Annotated in this window: 12 protein-coding genes; 4 read left to right on the top strand and 8 right to left on the bottom strand. The window is 42.1% G+C overall.

The window, feature by feature from the left end; translation table 11 throughout:
- Nucleotides 1–16: 16 nt before the first annotated feature.
- From DWZ47_RS20935 to DWZ47_RS20905, 7 genes are all read right to left on the bottom strand, one after another.
- On the bottom strand, nucleotides 17–277 hold the full coding sequence (locus DWZ47_RS20935) for an OadG family protein (protein WP_004300941.1): 261 nt from the start codon (nucleotides 275–277) through the stop codon (nucleotides 17–19).
- A gap of 981 nt (nucleotides 278–1258) precedes the next feature.
- Nucleotides 1259–2098 carry a FecR family protein gene (locus DWZ47_RS20930; protein ID WP_117514552.1) on the bottom strand — a complete coding sequence of 280 codons (840 nt, stop codon included), beginning with the start codon at nucleotides 2096–2098 and terminating at the stop codon, nucleotides 1259–1261.
- An 8-nt stretch (nucleotides 2099–2106) separates the two neighbouring features.
- On the bottom strand, nucleotides 2107–2697 hold the full coding sequence (locus tag DWZ47_RS20925) for an RNA polymerase sigma factor (protein WP_004300948.1): 591 nt from the start codon (nucleotides 2695–2697) through the stop codon (nucleotides 2107–2109).
- Nucleotides 2698–2774: 77 nt separating this feature from the next.
- On the bottom strand, nucleotides 2775–4349 hold the full coding sequence (locus tag DWZ47_RS20920; RefSeq protein WP_117514550.1) for a peptide chain release factor 3: 1575 nt from the start codon (nucleotides 4347–4349) through the stop codon (nucleotides 2775–2777).
- An 83-nt stretch (nucleotides 4350–4432) separates the two neighbouring features.
- Nucleotides 4433–5299, bottom strand: a complete 867-nt coding sequence (gene rfbD / locus DWZ47_RS20915; protein WP_117514548.1) for a dTDP-4-dehydrorhamnose reductase — start codon at nucleotides 5297–5299, stop codon at nucleotides 4433–4435.
- Nucleotides 5300–5845, bottom strand: a complete 546-nt coding sequence (locus tag DWZ47_RS20910) for a DUF4924 family protein (protein ID WP_117514546.1) — start codon at nucleotides 5843–5845, stop codon at nucleotides 5300–5302. It lies immediately after the preceding gene.
- Between the two features lie 11 nt (nucleotides 5846–5856).
- Entirely contained in the window at nucleotides 5857–6510 is a 654-nt protein-coding gene (locus tag DWZ47_RS20905) for a LysE family translocator (protein ID WP_004314184.1), read from the bottom strand.
- Between the two features lie 265 nt (nucleotides 6511–6775).
- Between DWZ47_RS20905 and purL the strand changes: the two genes are divergently transcribed.
- The 4 genes from purL (at nucleotide 6776) to DWZ47_RS20885 (ending at nucleotide 15972) form a co-directional block, all read left to right on the top strand.
- Entirely contained in the window at nucleotides 6776–10480 is a 3705-nt protein-coding gene (gene purL / locus DWZ47_RS20900) for a phosphoribosylformylglycinamidine synthase (RefSeq protein ID WP_117514544.1), read from the top strand.
- Nucleotides 10481–10748: 268 nt separating this feature from the next.
- On the top strand, nucleotides 10749–14759 hold the full coding sequence (locus tag DWZ47_RS20895) for a response regulator (RefSeq protein WP_117514542.1): 4011 nt from the start codon (nucleotides 10749–10751) through the stop codon (nucleotides 14757–14759).
- Entirely contained in the window at nucleotides 14756–15298 is a 543-nt protein-coding gene (locus DWZ47_RS20890) for a chromate transporter (protein WP_004300957.1), read from the top strand. The genes DWZ47_RS20895 and DWZ47_RS20890 overlap by 4 nt, the downstream gene beginning before the upstream one ends.
- A 125-nt stretch (nucleotides 15299–15423) precedes the next feature.
- Nucleotides 15424–15972 (top strand): chromate transporter, encoded by a 549-nt coding sequence (locus DWZ47_RS20885; RefSeq protein ID WP_004300958.1) that lies wholly within the window; start codon nucleotides 15424–15426, stop codon nucleotides 15970–15972.
- A gap of 110 nt (nucleotides 15973–16082) precedes the next feature.
- Here the strand turns inward: DWZ47_RS20885 and DWZ47_RS20880 are convergent, their stop codons facing one another.
- Complete coding sequence (locus DWZ47_RS20880; RefSeq protein WP_004314180.1) at nucleotides 16083–17669, bottom strand: glycoside hydrolase family 10 protein; 1587 nt, start codon at nucleotides 17667–17669, stop codon at nucleotides 16083–16085.
- Nucleotides 17670–17675 lie beyond the last annotated feature (6 nt).

Below are 17675 nucleotides of genomic sequence, written 5' to 3'. Positions count from 1 at the left end.
GATATTCTTTATAGATTTATAATTTTTCTACTTTTGTGATTTTTCCTTTGCCTTGTGTCACCACATTTACAGCAGCTGTAATGGCGGCTAAGATGTTTCCCGGAACAGGGGCAGGACCTTGCGATGCTTCCCGCTTCACAGGAACCACTTCTTCAGGAGCATACTTGTTGACTAATGTAATCAACAACTTACCTAAATAAATCACAATCAGCAGAATAACAAATACGGTAGCCATTCCGACCACCATCAGCAGGATCGCTGTTTCGATATTTTCCATATAATAAACTATTAGTATTTTAAGTTGTTCGTCTAAAAAGCGTTCGAAAATACCAAATTTTTATTATAAAATAAATTAAGAAAGGAATATAATGTATAAAAACGTCATTTCTCTGATTGGAAAACTGGGGAAGTTTATGATTTATGATTTATAATTTATGATTTATGATTTAGCGTGCCATCCACATCTAAACTAAATTCCCATTTATCTTATTTACTATCTGCTTCTATTGCACAACCCAAATAGTAAATGGTAAATAGTCCAATAGTAAATCGTCCTATCTATCGTTCCTACAAAAAAAATGTGAGAGAAAGCCCCTCAACTTTCTCTCACATTCTGATAAAACAATTATTAAATAAAAATACTCAATGATAGACCGGTTCAGCCCTTTTCTGGTTTCATACTCTCTTAACCTACTATTAAACTACCAGATAAAACCGGTCTTGTTAAACCTCTCATGGGCCATCACGGCTTTCATTCTTTTAATTAGCGTAGCAGTCTAGTTGAAAAACCCTTTTTTTAAGCCAACTAAGTCTGTTTAATCGGAAAAACAAGCCTCTAAAGCTCATATCACGTCCGATGAGGGAATCTTTCCGGCTTACGTTTGTGGCAGGAATAATTCATCTGCCGCTGTCTATTGTTTGCTTTGAGCCCTAGTTTGCATTTCTTTTAAAACATTGTTTGTTTTGGGTTAAATTTAAATTTTATAAAAAGCATCTATTGTTTGTTTTGAGTTTAGTTTGTAATTCTCTATAAAACATCTATTGTTTGTTCTGAATCCCGGCCTTATTTCTGCCGGATAATTTTTAATTTCTTCTACAACATTTAATCTTCTAATCAATTCTACCGTTTTCTTCAAATATCATTAAATAGCTCTTATATTAGAAAGAGAAGCATCCGTTGTTTTTTTACCAAGAAAAAATGAAGAAAATTTGAAGAAAAACAAAAAAGCCTCTTCTGGATAGTCAGAAGAGGCTTTTTCTATTTTAAAATAATTTCTTTCCCTCGAATTTGATAACTGATTCCACACGACCCGAAGACTTTTTCCAGTGTGGCGTTCAGGTCTTTTGTTAAGACCGTCCCGTTATAGGTCAGCCCCTCGCATTTCTCATGCCCGACGACTGTTACCTCAAATATATGCTCAATATCTGCCACTACATTTATCAGCGGGTCATCTTCATATCCCAACACTTCGGGGAACTCCGATTCGTCCGCCTTTTTTTCTACTGGCACAATCTTGGTTTCATCGCAACGCACACTTTCACCGGCAAGCAATGTACGCTTACCTACGGCAGTCTCAACTTTCACGCTTCCTTCCTCACAGTTTACGAACATCTTCTTTCCCTGCTGATCGACCAAGAATTTAGTACCGAGTACCGTCACGTCGCCGGCTTCAGTGCTGACGGTGAATGTCTTGCCTTTGGTTACATTGAAAGAGGCTTTGCCCAACAATTGCAACTTACGCTCCCAAAGCCATGTGATATGATTGTAAGTCAGACGTGAGTTTTCCATCACCTGCACACTACTGCCATCGGGCAATTCATAATTCATTGCAGTGTTATCCGTCACCACCTTTTCCTCTGCCAGGAAGTAACTACCTACTCCCAAAAGAAGAACGACCGCAGCTGCCACTCCCCAAGAGAAGGAGAAGCTTTTTCCTACACTTTGTTTTCTTTTCCGGCTTAAGGTAATCTTATGGCTTTCTTCGCGCTGCAACTTTAATTTATCGCCTATTTCTTTCTTACGGGAAAATATTTCGCCCACTAGAGGAAGCTTACCTTCCTCCAGGTATTGTTCTAAAGATTCTGTCCACTTTTCCATATCTCACCTCAATTAAAAATCCACAAATTAGCTGCCACCAGTAACAAGAAAGATTTGCTCATGCGCTCCCGTAGACTGGATATAGCCATATGAGTAGTATTATAAACTGTACGCGAAGTGAGTCCCATCACCTGGGCTATTTCTTCCGGACTCATTTTCTTATAGTACTTAAGATACAATACCTCCCGCTGTTGCTTTGTCAAATTGTTCAGCTCTTTCTGCAAAACTTCCAGCTGTTCTTTTTCCAACTCTGAATGGATAATAGCAGTTTCAATATCGATCTCCAGATCAAACTGATATTCGTTTGTGCCTACTTCATCCAGTGATTTGAATGATCCACTATTCTCTTTTTTCAGTTCGTTCACTATCATGTGTCTCAACGAAACACACAAGTAAGCGGGTATGGATTGAGGCGCCGCGCAAGTTTCTCTTTTCTCAAAGATGTAAACAAACAACGACTGTATCGCCTCGGTCACCAGCGTATCATCACCGGCTATCTTCATGCCATATCCATACAGTAAATCTGCATATTGCTCATAAAGCTGCCGGAATGCCTCTTCATCCCCTTGCTGAATTTTATCCCAGGATAGTGTCTTCATTTCTCTTCACTCATTTATATGAGATATGTTTTTCCTTTTTTTACCTGATTTTTTAGTTAAAATCGTACGAATATGTTCTAAAACTCACTTGTAAAGTGGAATTTTATGTGTTTAAAGTCTATTTGAGCCATCTGAAGTACATAACTGGAGTCTGCCAGGAACACATCGCGCCCTTCTCTATCCTTTGCCATATACTGGTATTTACGTTTCTTGAAGGCTTCCAGTTCTGCGGGATCATCGCTTTCTACCCAACAGGCTTTATAAAGACTTACCGGTTCCCAGCGACAGGACGCATTGTATTCATTCAACAAACGGTACTGAATGACCTCAAACTGCAACTGTCCCACCGTACCGATAATCTTACGGCCATTGAACTGATTGACAAACAACTGTGCCACACCTTCATCCATCAACTGATCGATACCTTTCGCCAACTGTTTCTGCTTCATCGGATCGGCATTTTCAATATACTTGAACATCTCCGGCGAGAAGCTCGGCAATCCGCGGAAATGAAGCATTTCACCTTCTGTCAGCGTATCGCCAATCTTAAAGGTACCATTATCCGGCAGACCGATAATATCTCCTGCATAGGCTTCGTCAATCGTTGTTTTACGCTGTGCCATAAATTGGGTGGGCGATGAAAAACGCATGGTCTTTCCATGACGAACGTGCACATAGGGAGCATTGCGGACAAACTTGCCGGAGCAAATCTTACAGAATGCCACACAAGAACGGTGATTGGGATCAATATTGGCTGTGATCTTAAAGATGAATCCGGTGAATTTCGGTTCGTCGGGATTCACTTCACGCTCTTCTGCCTGTACGGGACGAGGACTGGGAGCTATCTCCACGAAACAGTTCAGCAGCTCTTGCACACCGAAGTTGTTCAACGCTGATCCGAAGAATACAGGTGCACAGTCTCCTGCGAGATAGGATTCCGAATCAAATTCGGGATAAACACCTTCGATCAGTTCCAGATCACCACGCAGCTTGTCTGCCAATGGCTTGCCAATCTGCTGATCCAGTTCTTCCGTATGAATATCGACTGCCACTTTTTCCGTTACCATCTGTTTGGATGGCTGGTACAAGTCCAGTTTCTGTTCGTAGATGTTGTATACTCCTTTGAAACGTGCTCCCTGCTCTATCGGCCAGGACAAGGGACGAACCTGAATCATCAGTTCTTCTTCGAGTTCATCGAGCAAGTCGAACGGATCTTTTCCTTCACGGTCCATTTTGTTGACGAAGATTATTACCGGAGTCTTTCTCATGCGGCATACCTCCATCAGTTTACGCGTCTGCGTTTCCACCCCCTTCGCACCGTCTACAACGATGATAACACTGTCTACAGCAGTCAGTGTGCGGTATGTATCTTCAGCAAAGTCCTGGTGACCGGGAGTATCGAGAATGTTAATCTTATAGTCCCGATAGTCGAATTCCATCACGGAAGTCGTTACCGAAATACCACGTTGTTTCTCGATTTCCATCCAGTCGGACGTAGCCGTCTTTTTAATCTTATTACTCTTTACTGCGCCAGCTACCTGTATCTGACCTCCGAAAAGCAATAGCTTTTCCGTCAAAGATGTCTTACCAGCATCCGGATGCGCAATAATGGCGAACGTCCGCCGTCTCAAAATTTCTGTATTATCTGCCATATATTAATATGAATGAAGAATGATGAATGATGAATGATGAAAGAAGAATTGTTACGCTATCTATAAAGCCGCATCGAAATTCTTCATTCTTCATTTTTCATTCCTAATTTTATCAAGCATTGTTTGAGGCTCTCCTCCCAATGAGGAATCTCTATATCGAACGTTGTTTTTATTTTCGTTTTATCAAGCACGGAATATGCCGGGCGGTTTGCTTTCGCAGAATATTCGGCTGTATGCAAAGGTTTCACTTTGCAGGTGGTTATTCCTGCCAGACGATGAATAGCTACTGTGAAATCATACCAGGAACAAACTCCCTCATTGCTGAAATGGTAGATACCGCGAACAATACCTTTATTAATAATAGCATAGATGGCCCGTGCCAGGTCATTGGCATACGTCGGAGTTCCGATCTGGTCGAAAACAACTCCCAGACTGTCACGCTCTTTTCCGAGACGAATCATCGTCTTTACGAAATTATTGCCGAAAGTAGAATAGAGCCATGCGGTACGGATAACGACTGCTTGCTCGCAGTGATTCATTACCTCCTTTTCTCCTTCCAGTTTAGTGGTGCCGTATACAGAATCCGGGCAAGGATCGCAGTCTTCCGTGTATGGAGTATGCGCAGTACCGTCAAATACATAGTCAGTAGATACTTGTATCATGGCAGCACCATTGGCTTGGGCCGCACTTGCCAGTTGTTTCGGTGCTTCACAATTCAATTTGTATGCTAATTCTTGATTATCTTCAGCTTTATCTACAGCTGTATAAGCAGCACAATTAACAACAAGCTCAATCTGCTTCTCTGCCATATAAGTCCACACAGCTTGCTTGTCGCAGATGTCAAGTTCCTGCACATCTGTGAAATAATACGTATGTTGCGGGTTCTCTTTCGCAAGCACCTGCATCTCATTGCCAAGCTGACCATTGGCACCCGTTACTAAAATTCTCATTTATTCATCCAGTTTTAATTCACCTTTACGGTCTTTATCATAATAATTTGCCAACATAGAAAGGAAACTAGTGATAGCTTCCACTGCCTTGGCAGTTCCTTCGCTGATAGACTTCTTTTGAAGACGAAGCAGAAGCACTCCATACAACGCTTCAAAACAGGTTTCCAGTTCGGGTTCATCTTTCTTGCCGTTTTTATTCCGTAATTCTACGATAAACGGTAATGCCTTGAAATAAGCAGCACTGTAAAAAGGAAATTTAGGAGAAGAGGACAATGCGTTGTGCAACTCTGTCAGATTGATAATCACATTTTTATTAATCTGCAGATGACCCTTTTCCCGTACTCCTTCCTCGCCCATCATCGTAATCAGGTTGGTATACCATTCTCGCATAGCAGGCCGCTGTTCTTCCGGATAGCGGACAATTACATTTGCCTCCATCTCTTCCGGTTCACAATGATTGGCACGGATCAAGTCTTCCTCTTGCCACATATATATAAGGTATTCGGCAATATTCTTCTCTTTCAGTTGTTGTGCTATCTGATTCATTATGTTATCTCTTAATAAAGTGACTCTCCCAACAAAGTATAAATCAATCCGGCAACAGATACCAGCATTACGATACTTCCTACAACACGATTCAGTATCCAGATACCACGTAAATTGAATTTAGTGCGCACCTTATTCACAAAATAAGTGATACCCAACCACCAGGTCAATGCTCCTATAGCAATTGCAAGATATCCCGTGATCTCTTCAAAGACCAGCACTCCCGGCTGCACAAAGGCAAAGCGGGCAAAAAGTCCGATAAACAGGAAGATTATCAAGGGGTTGGATAGAGTGACGAAAAAGGCGGTAATAAAATTATGGAAATAAGAGCCTTTGCTGGACGAAGCCGGACGAATGGATTGTACCGGATTGCTACGAAAGGTATATATACCAAAAAGGAGTAGCATGACACTCCCCAATAACTGCAGATAGAAAATATTCTTATTGATATAATCGAACACAAAACTCATCCCATAACCGGTGAGCAAAGCGTATGCTATATCGCTCAACGAAGCTCCCAGACCTGTTACAAATCCGTACCAACGCCCTTTATTCAGAGTCCTCTGGATGCATAATACGCCCACCGGACCGAGGGGTGCGGACACAACAACGCCAATAATAAAGCCTTTCACTAATATATCGAATATTGTCTCTATCTGAATCATGTCGCAAATATCGCACTTTTTTGTGATATGGGGATAGTATATTAACGTTTTTTCCACACAAGAATCACTATATATAGCGATAATAAGTAAAACGTACATCAAAAATAAACATATTAAATAAGGTATAGGAATTTATTCTCTATTTTTTTCCTACCACCAACGAAATTGATTATCTTTGCGCCACAGAAAAAGAGAAGAGTTTCTCCTGCAGGAACTTCAATCGTAAAATCGTAAATCGTAAATCGTAAAATCGTAAATATACAACATGATTCTTTTTTTCAGAACCCCTTCCAAGAGCGTGATTGCCGTAGAGAGCAACCATCAGCTCACCCCTGACGAAAGTAATAAACTCTGCTGGCTTTTTGGCGAAGCCGTGATGGAAAGTGAAGAAAACCTGAAAGGCTGTTTCGTTGGCCCACGCCGCGAAATGATCACTCCCTGGAGTACAAACGCAGTAGAAATCACCCAAAACATGGGGCTCGAAGGCATCAGCCGCATCGAGGAGTACTTCCCTGTTAAGGACGAAAACGCAGACTACGACCCGATGCTCCAACGCATGTACAAAGGACTCGACCAAAACGTATTCACGACAAACCGTCAGCCGGAACCGATCATCTACATCGAAGATCTCGAAGTGTACAACGAACAAGAAGGTCTGGCTCTTTCTAAAGAAGAAATGGACTATCTGAAGAAAGTAGAAAATGATCTCGGACGAAAACTGACTGACTCCGAAGTATTTGGTTTCGCACAGATCAACTCCGAACACTGCCGCCACAAAATCTTCGGCGGAACGTTCATCATCGACGGTGTAGAACAGGAGTCTTCTCTGTTCCAGATGATTAAAAAGACGACACAGGAAAATCCGAATAAAATAATCTCTGCTTATAAAGATAACGTAGCCTTCGCTGAAGGTCCGGTTGTGGAACAGTTTGCTCCGGCAGATCATTCAAAACCTGATTTCTTCCAGGTAAAGGACATCAAGAGTGTTATCTCACTGAAAGCGGAAACTCATAACTTCCCTACTACTGTAGAACCATTCAACGGTGCTTCTACCGGTACGGGTGGTGAAATCCGCGACCGTATGGGTGGTGGTAAAGGTTCATGGCCGATTGCAGGTACTGCTGTTTACATGACTTCTTACCCGCGCACAGAAGAAGGACGCGAGTGGGAAGAGATTCTTCCGGTACGTAAATGGTTGTACCAAACTCCGGAACAAATTCTTATCAAAGCATCCAATGGTGCTTCCGACTTCGGTAACAAGTTCGGTCAGCCGCTGATCTGCGGTTCAGTACTGACTTTCGAACATACAGAAAACAAAGAAGTTTATGGTTACGACAAAGTCATCATGCTCGCCGGTGGTGTTGGTTACGGTACACAACGTGACTGCCTCAAAGGTACACCGGAAGCAGGAAATAAAGTGGTAGTAATCGGTGGTGACAACTATCGTATCGGACTGGGTGGCGGTTCCGTATCTTCTGTTGACACCGGCCGTTACAGCAGCGGTATCGAGTTGAACGCTGTGCAACGTGCCAACGCAGAAATGCAGAAACGTGCCAACAACGTAGTACGCGCTCTTTGCGAAGAAGAGGTGAATCCGGTGGTTTCTATTCATGACCATGGTTCTGCCGGACACGTAAACTGTCTGTCCGAGCTCGTGGAAGAATGTGGTGGTTTGATCGATATGAGCAAATTGCCTATCGGCGATAAGACTTTGTCGGCAAAAGAAATCATCGCCAACGAGAGCCAGGAACGTATGGGGCTATTGATTAAAGAAGAAGCCATCGAACATGTACGTAAGATTGCCGAACGCGAACGCGCTCCAATGTATGTAGTCGGTGAAACAACCGGCGATCATCGTTTCGCCTTCCAACAGGCTGACGGTGTACGTCCGTTTGATCTTGCTGTAGAGCAGATGTTCGGTTCTTCTCCCAAGACATATATGGTAGACAAAACCGTGGAACGTCATTACGAAATGCCGAAATACGAATTGTCTAAATTACATGAATATCTGACGAATGTATTGCAGCTAGAAGCTGTTGCCTGCAAAGACTGGTTGACGAATAAGGTAGACCGCTCGGTAACAGGTAAAGTGGCACGTCAGCAATGTCAGGGCGAACTTCAGTTGCCGTTGAGTGACTGCGGTGTCGTTGCACTTGACTACCGTGGCGAAAAAGGAATCGCGACTTCTATCGGACATGCTCCGCAAGCAGCATTGGCTGATCCGGCTGCCGGTTCTATCCTTTCCGTATCTGAAGCACTGACCAATCTTGTTTGGGCTCCGATGGCGGAAGGTATGGACAGTATTTCTCTATCTGCCAACTGGATGTGGCCTTGCCGTTCTCAAGAAGGTGAAGATGCCCGTCTGTACACGGCTGTAAAAGCATTGAGCGACTTCTGCTGCGCACTGCAAATCAATGTGCCTACCGGAAAAGACTCTTTGTCAATGACACAAAAGTATCCGAACGGTGAGAAAGTGATTTCTCCGGGAACTGTGATTGTTTCTGCCGGCGGTGAAGTTTCCGACGTGAAGAAAGTAGTATCTCCGGTATTGGTTAACAATGAAAAGACTACACTTTATCATATTGACTTCAGCTTCGACGAACTGAAATTAGGTGGTTCGGCTTTCGCACAATCTTTGGGTAAAGTGGGTGACGAAGTACCTTGCGTACAGGATGCCGAATATTTCCGTGACGCTTTCCTTGCCGTACAGGAACTTGTAAACAAAGGATTGATCCTTGCAGGACACGATATATCTGCCGGTGGTTTAATCACTACATTGCTCGAAATGTGCTTCTCTAATGTAGAAGGCGGTTTGGAAATCAGCCTCGACAAGATGAAGGAAGAAGATATCGTTAAAATTCTGTTCGCGGAAAACCCAGGTATCGTTATCCAGATCAGCGACAAGCATAAGGATGAAGTGAAGAAGATTCTGGAAGACGCCGGCGTAGGCTATATAAAGCTGGGTAAACCGACTGACGAACGCCACATTTTGGTATCTAAAGACGGTGCTACTTACCAATTCGGTATCGATTATATGCGTGATGTCTGGTATTCTTCTTCTTACCTGCTCGACCGCAAACAATCTATGAACGGTTGCGCAAAAGCACGTTTCGAAAACTATAAGATGCAACCTATTGAATTCGCTTTCATGCCGGAATTCAAAGGTAAGCTTTCTCAATATGGTATCACTCCGGATCGTCGTACCCCAAGCGGCATCCGTGCAGCTATCATCCGCGAGAAGGGTACAAACGGTGAGCGCGAAATGGCTTACTCACTCTATTTGGCAGGTTTCGACGTAAAAGACGTTACAATGACCGACCTCATCAGCGGACGCGAAACACTGGAAGACGTAAACATGATTGTTTACTGCGGTGGTTTCTCTAATTCCGATGTTTTGGGTTCTGCTAAAGGATGGGCAGGCGCATTCTTGTTCAACCCGAAAGCTAAGGAAGCATTGGATAAATATTATGCACGCGAAGATACATTGTCATTAGGTGTCTGCAACGGTTGCCAGTTGATGATGGAACTCGACCTTATCAACCCGGAACTGAAGAAGAAAGGCAAGATGTTGCATAACAATTCGCACAAGTTCGAATCACGCTTCCTCGGCCTTACTATCCCGACCAACCGCAGTGTGATGTTCGGCTCTTTGAGCGGAAGCAAACTGGGTATCTGGGTAGCTCACGGAGAAGGAAAATTCTCTTTGCCGTATGACGAAGACAAATACAATGTAGTAGCGAAGTATAGCTATGATGAATATCCGGGCAACCCGAACGGTTCCGATTATTCTATCGCAGCATTGGCTAGTGCAGACGGACGCCATCTGGCTATCATGCCTCACTTGGAACGTTCTATCTTCCCATGGCAAAACGGTTGTTATCCGGCAGACCGCAAGAACAACGATCAGGTTACTCCATGGATAGAAGCGTTTGTCAACGCTCGCAAATGGGTGGAAGCAAAAATGAAATAAATCATTTCTATATTTACAGAGGCTGGTACATTTTAAAGTGCCAGCCTCTTGTTTCACACAACTTTTCGCTCTACTGAAAGCCCCTTTACAGATACCAAAATTCCGAAAACAAACAATATGTATAAATACCTATAAAATAGTCTGTTTTCTTTCATTTTAAGAACGCTGTTATCTTTCTTCAAAATTTTGTAATATCGGAAAATCTTCTTAATTTTGTCAAACTTTCCCCCTCATTAAAGATTCAATAACCCTTAAAAGTCCTATTTGTATGAAAAAATGGCTTTTTCTAATCTTATTGTTTCCTCTAACTTGTGTCGCACAGACGTATCGATATATTGGAGTGGAGGATGGGTTAAGTAACCGGCGGGTTTACTGCATTCAAAAAGATAAAACCGGCTACATGTGGTTCCTTACACACGAAGGTATTGATCGATACAACGGAAAAGACTTTAAACGATATAAGTTAATGGATGGTGACGTAGAAGTGAACTCTCTGTTAAATCTGAATTGGCTTTATATCGACCAAGAAGGAGTTTTATGGGAAATCGGAAAGAAAGGTAAAGTATTCCGGTATGACCAGATTCACGACTGTTTCAATCTTGTATATAAGTTACCGATGGAAAGCTTCAGTGAACAACCGGATCCGATCACCTATGCCTGGCTTGACGAAAACAAACATATCTGGCTATGTAATAAGGATACAATCTTCCTCTACAACACGGAGACCCAACTGGTTACCCATATAAAGAACGATATCAGTGAAGAGATCACAGATATTGAACAGATAGACGAGTCGCATTTCTTCATCGGCACAGAAATGGGTATTCATTACGCCAAGTTGGAAAATAACGCATTGGAACTTATCAATTGCGATAAGCTGGAGAGCCTGAAAGCCCAGATTATCGATTTATATTTCGACAAAAAGATTCGTAAACTATTCATCGGAACTTTTCTACGGGGAATCATGATTTACGATATGAATACCAAATCTGTTATACGTCCGGAACAGAATTTGAAAGATATTAGTATCACACGATTCAGACCATTAAATGATAAGGAATTACTGATAGCAACCGACGGTGGAGGAGTACACAAAATAGATGTAGACACTTATCAGATAACATCTGAAATTGTGGCTGATTACAACAGTAACAATGGCATGAACGGTAACAGTATCAATGACATCTTTGTAGATGATGAAGAACGGGTATGGCTGGCTAATTATCCCATCGGAATCACCATACAAAACAACCGTTATACCGGCTACAAATGGATCAAACACTCCATTGGCAATAAACAGTATTTAATCAACGATCAGGTGAACGCCATTATCGAAGACAGAGACGGAGATTTATGGTTCGCAACGAACAATGGTATCAGTTTCCTCAATTCAAAGACCGGACAATGGCGTTCGGTGCTTAGCTCTTTTGAAGAATCGCAAGGTAATAAAAGCCATATCTTTCTTACCGTATGCGAAGTAGCTCCCGGAATAATCTGGGCAGGTGGGTACTCTTCCGGTGCTTACCAGATAGATAAAAAGACGTTCAGTGTCAGCTATTTCATGCCGCCCTTGTACACTCACAGTAACAAGCGGCCGGATAAATATATACGTGATATCCGTACAGATATGCAGGGCTATATCTGGTCCGGAGGGTTCTATAACCTCAAGCGCATCAATCTAAAAACGCAGGACGTACGGTTTTATGACGGATTAAATTCCATTACCGCCATTGTTGAGAAGGATGAAAAAAGCATGTGGATCGGTAGTGCTGCCGGCCTGTGCCTTTTAGATAAAGAATCCGGGAAATTTGAACGTATCAAACTTCCGGTAGAATCGAGCTATATTTACTCTTTATATCAAGCAAAAAATGGTTCATTGTATATAGGTACCAGCGGGTCGGGACTATTGATTTACGATGTCAACAAAAAACTGTTCACTCATTACCACTCTGAAAACTGTGCTTTAATATCCAATAATATCTACACTATATTATCGGATGCGGACAAAGACATCATAATGAGTACAGAAAGCGGACTGACAAGTTTCTATCCCGAAGAAAAGAAATTCCATAACTGGACCAAAGATATGGGACTAATGACCACCCATTTCAATGCGCTGTCGGGTGTGTTACGAAAAAATAAAAAATTCATTTTTGGTAGTTCGGACGGAGCCGTAGAGTTTGACAAGGACATGAAATTACCCAGAGGTTATTCCTCTAAAATGATTTTCAGCGATTTCAAGCTTTTCTATCAGACAATCTATCCGGATGATGAAGATTCTCCGTTAAGAACAAGCATCAATGAAACAAAGGAACTGAAGTTAAAATACAATCAGAATATTTTCTCTTTGCAGGTTTCTTCCATCAATTATGACTATCCTTCCAACATCATTTATTCTTGGAGGCTAGAAGGTTTTTATGATGAATGGAGCAAACCCGGAACCGAAAATACGATTCGTTACACCAATCTTGCGCCGGGCAAATATACGTTAAGAGTACGCGCCATCTCCAACGAAGACAAACGCATCGTACTTGAAGAAAGAAGTATGGACATTGTTATCGCCCAACCTTTTTGGCTGACAATCTGGGCTATGCTGCTTTATGCGGCTTTCCTTTGTCTCATTGCCATCATTCTATTACGTATCTTGATTTTAAGAAAGCAGCGTAAAGTCTCCGATGAGAAAATACACTTCTTTATCAATACGGCACATGATATCCGTACCCCATTGACGCTTATCAAAGCACCTTTGGAAGAACTACGCGAGAAAGAGGAGTTGAGTAAAGAAGGTATTTCGAACATGAATACGGCATTACGAAACGTAAATGCCCTATTACGTCTTACCACCAATCTTATCAACTTTGAAAGAGCGGACGTATATTCTTCCGAATTATATATTTCAGAGCATGAGCTAAACACGTTTATGAATGAAATATTCAACGCGTTCCAGCAGTACGCCAACATCAAACATATCAACTTCACTTATGAAAGTAATTTCAGGTATATGAACGTATGGTTTGATAAAGAAAAGATGGAATCTATCTTTAAGAACATCATTTCGAACGCACTGAAATATACTCCGGAAAATGGAAATGTACAGGTTTTCGTTTCAGAAACATCTGACTCATGGAGCGTGGAAGTCAGAGACACAGGAATCGGCATCCCGGCCAATGAACAAAAGAAATTGTTCAAACTTCATTTCCGTGGCAGCAATGCTATTAATTCCAAAGTAACAGGAAGTGGTATCGGACTGATGCTTGTATGGAAGCTAGTCCGCCTGCATAAAGGAAAGATTAATCTGTCAAGCATCGAAAACCAGGGATCGGTTATCAAAATAACATTCCCTAAAGACAGCAAGCGCTTCCGGAAAGCACATCTGGCAACTCCGAGCAAACAGCGTATAGAAAATACGATTGATAACGTTCCGCCTCCATCACCTGAAATTTACGAAAATGCACAAAAGAAAGAGAACATTAATCATCGTCGCATCTTGATTGTGGAAGATAATGATGAGTTGCGCAACTATCTGTCGCAAACGTTATCCGAGGAGTATTTCGTACAGGTTTGCTCCAATGGAAAAGAAGCATTGACGATTATTCCCGAGTACAAACCAGAGCTGGTTATTTCAGACATTATGATGCCTGAAATGCGGGGGGATGAATTATGCCAAGCTATCAAGAATAATATCGAAACCTCCCACATTCCTGTTATCCTGCTGACTGCTTTGAATAATGAAAAAGATATTCTCTCGGGACTTCAGATTGGTGCGGATGAATACGTTGTGAAGCCATTCAATATTGGTATATTGAAAGCTAATGTTGCCAATCTGCTGGCTAACCGTGCACTATTGCGCAGCAAATTCGCAAATTTAGATCTGAATGATGAGGAAAATGATGAAGACTGCATCAACTGTTCGCAAGACATTGACTGGAAATTCATAGCAAACGTCAAAAAGAACGTGGAAGATAACATTGACAATCCTGCTCTCACGGTAGATGTATTATGCAGCCTGATGGGAATGAGTCGCACAAGTTTTTACAATAAATTAAGGGCATTAACCGATCAGGCACCGGGAGATTATATCCGGCTGATTCGTCTGAAACGTGCCGTACAATTACTAAAAGAAGACACACATAGCATAACAGAAATTGCAGAAATGACGGGATTCAGTGACGCCAAGTACTTCCGCGAAGTATTTAAGAAGCATTATAATGTAAGTCCCAGTCAATATGGCAAAGAGAAAAAAGCAGTTAGTAAGGAAGGAGGAGAAAAGAAAGAATGAACATTTATCTCGAAGCATTTGGAATCTTTTTTAAAATAGGCGCCTTTACTATTGGAGGAGGATATGCAATGGTGCCACTGATTGAAAATGAAATTGTCACCAAACGGAAATGGATTGCGCAGGAAGATTTTATCGATCTGCTGGCTATCTCCCAATCCGCACCGGGAATTTTGGCAGTCAATATTTCTATCTTTATAGGATATAAGCTGCGTGGAATCCGGGGAAGTATTATCACAGCATTGGGAACAATTTTGCCGTCTTTCATTATTATATTGGCTATCGCCCTGTTCTTTCATAGTTTCAAAGACAATCCGATAGTGGAACGTATTTTTAAAGGAATTCGCCCGGCAGTGGTGGCACTCATCGCGGCGCCGACCTTTACCATGGGACGATCCGCAAAAATCAACCGCTACAATCTGTGGATTCCTGTTGTCTCGGCAATATTAATCTGGCTGTTGGGCTTCTCCCCTATCTGGATTATTATTGCGGCCGGTGTAGGAGGTTTCCTGTGGGGGAAATTTAGAAAAGTTGAGAGTTGAGAATGGAGAATGGAGAGTTGAGAAGGCGCGGATTAACGCTGTTGTTTTACAGATTCATAATTCTAAAAGCCGGGAAATCCGTGTAATCCATGCCTAAAATTATTATATAATAAATTATTAATCACATGATTTACCTACAGTTATTCTATACATTTTTCAAGATCGGGCTCTTTGGCTTCGGTGGCGGTTATGCCATGCTTTCCATGATTCAAGGCGAAGTGGTAACCCGCTATGGATGGGTGAGTTCGCAGGAGTTCACGGATATTGTCGCAATCAGCCAAATGACTCCAGGACCTATTGGTATCAACGCAGCTACTTATGTAGGGTTTACTTCTACGGGTAGCGTATGGGGTTCCATCATTGCTACCTTTGCCGTAGTCCTTCCCTCTTTCATCTTGATGTTGACCATCAGTAAATTCTTCCTAAAATACCAGAAACATCCGATAGTAGAATCTATTTTTAATGGATTACGCCCGGCAGTAGTCGGATTACTCGCCTCCGCTGCGTTGGTATTAATGAACGCAGAAAACTTCGGTTCGCCTACGGAAGATACTTATTCATTCGTTATCAGTATCATTATCTTTCTGATTGCATTCATCGGAACAAGAAAATATAAAGCCAATCCGATATTAATGATTATCGCCTGTGGTATTGCAGGTTTGCTGCTCTATTAATAACGAGCGGCTGAACAGTAAACAAAAAAACAGTAAACAAAAAACGGTGAATAAACTGCGTTATCATTCAGCAGAGTGTTCACCGTTTTATCGTTGTTTATTCTATACCTTTACAGTTTTAACTTCTTACTTACGGATTTCGATTCATTATGTAAACGATCTAAAGCAGTCACTACATAACGGTATTTTGTCTTTCCTGTTTCATAAGGAAGTTTGTAGAACGGATTGCGGGTGATAGCTACAATATGTGAAGGATCGTCCAAATTCACCTTCTCTTTGCTGCCAAAGCGATAGACTACATATCTAACAGCCTTATCCATCTCCGTATCGGCTTTCGGAGCAGTCCAGAAAAGAATATAGCCGTCTTCCGTCCATACCTTTTTCATTTTACGCACCTTGTCCGGAGCTTTATCATCCATAAAATCAAAGACTGGGACCAAAGCCGGATACTTATGATATTCACTGATTAAAGCATCGCGATATCTACCCTGATTCTCAACAACAGCTGCCGCATACCATTGACAACTGCCTCCAATTGTTTGGTAAGCACGTTGCAAAGCCATCTTACGGGGAAGCTGATTGATAGAAGGATTCTGCGGATCGGCAAACTGAACAGTCTTTGGCACCGACTGGCCAATGAACAACGGCCGGTTTTCCGAATGAGTAGCCCACCATTTCACCAATGTCTCATAGTCAGCCGCTTTATGGCCGATTTCCCAGTAAATCTGCGGAATATTATAATCAATCCATCCTTCACGTGCCCAAAGCAGTACATCGGCATAAAGATCATCATAGTTTTGCAAGCCATTGGTATTACTTCCCAACGGGTCACTCTTCTGGTTACGATAGATACCAAACGGACTGACACCAAACTTCACCCAAGGCTTGATGCCACGAATCGTTTCGTGAAGCTTCTTTATCAACACATTCACATTACTACGACGCCAATCTGCCTTATTGGTGAAACCTCCACCATAACGGGCGAAACTTGCATCATCCGGAAAATCCAATCCATTAACCGGATAAGGATAGAAATAATCATCCATGTGAATAGCATCTACATCATAACGAGACACAATATCGGTCACAATTTTACAGATATGCTCCCGGCTTTCGGGAAGTGCCGGATCGAAATATAGCTGATCGCCATAAGTAACAAACCATTCCGGATGCTGGTGATAAATATGCTCCGGCGCCAACTTATTTTTTAATGAGGTCTTCACACGGTAAGGATTGATCCAGGCATGAAACTCCATATTCCGTTTCTGACATTCTTCAATCATAAACTGCATCGGATCCCACATAGGAGAAGGCATCTGACCTTGCGTTCCTGTCAGAAAACGACTCCACGGTTCATGCTGGGAAGCATATAATGCATCCGCTTCAGGGCGTACCTGAAAGATGATTGCGTTAATACCAGCTTCCTGAAGAGAGTTCAACTGACTAATCAATATTTGTTTCAGCCTCTCTGTGGGAATGCCACGAAACTGACCGTTAACAGCTTGTATCCACGCTCCACGGAATTCACGTTTAGGATATTTATTGCCTGATGGCACCTGTGCCCTCACTCCTACCACCAGAAGAAGAGCTAAAAGTAAAAGATAGTTTTTCAGCTTCATAATATTCTTAAATCGTAATAATGTGACGCAAAGATAATACAAACTCCCGATAAATTCGCTAACTTTGCCGACTACCATAAAAAA

Origin of the sequence: Bacteroides sp. AF32-8BH (assembly GCF_003435205.1) — a bacterium.
Taxonomy (GTDB): domain Bacteria; phylum Bacteroidota; class Bacteroidia; order Bacteroidales; family Bacteroidaceae; genus Bacteroides; species Bacteroides ovatus.
The sequence above is the reverse complement of the archived record's forward strand: the minus strand, read 5'-3'. Positions and strand labels throughout refer to the sequence as shown.

Coding starts and splice junctions, on each gene's coding strand:
- DWZ47_RS20935 (WP_004300941.1), bottom strand. CDS start 277: ATGGAAAATATCGAAACAGCGATCCTGCTGATGGTGGTCGGAATGGCT.
- DWZ47_RS20930 (WP_117514552.1), bottom strand. CDS start 2,098: ATGGAAAAGTGGACAGAATCTTTAGAACAATACCTGGAGGAAGGTAAG.
- DWZ47_RS20925 (WP_004300948.1), bottom strand. CDS start 2,697: ATGAAGACACTATCCTGGGATAAAATTCAGCAAGGGGATGAAGAGGCA.
- DWZ47_RS20920 (WP_117514550.1), bottom strand. CDS start 4,349: ATGGCAGATAATACAGAAATTTTGAGACGGCGGACGTTCGCCATTATT.
- rfbD (WP_117514548.1), bottom strand. CDS start 5,299: ATGAGAATTTTAGTAACGGGTGCCAATGGTCAGCTTGGCAATGAGATG.
- DWZ47_RS20910 (WP_117514546.1), bottom strand. CDS start 5,845: ATGAATCAGATAGCACAACAACTGAAAGAGAAGAATATTGCCGAATAC.
- DWZ47_RS20905 (WP_004314184.1), bottom strand. CDS start 6,510: ATGATTCAGATAGAGACAATATTCGATATATTAGTGAAAGGCTTTATT.
- purL (WP_117514544.1), top strand. CDS start 6,776: ATGATTCTTTTTTTCAGAACCCCTTCCAAGAGCGTGATTGCCGTAGAG.
- DWZ47_RS20895 (WP_117514542.1), top strand. CDS start 10,749: ATGAAAAAATGGCTTTTTCTAATCTTATTGTTTCCTCTAACTTGTGTC.
- DWZ47_RS20890 (WP_004300957.1), top strand. CDS start 14,756: ATGAACATTTATCTCGAAGCATTTGGAATCTTTTTTAAAATAGGCGCC.
- DWZ47_RS20885 (WP_004300958.1), top strand. CDS start 15,424: ATGATTTACCTACAGTTATTCTATACATTTTTCAAGATCGGGCTCTTT.
- DWZ47_RS20880 (WP_004314180.1), bottom strand. CDS start 17,669: ATGGTAGTCGGCAAAGTTAGCGAATTTATCGGGAGTTTGTATTATCTT.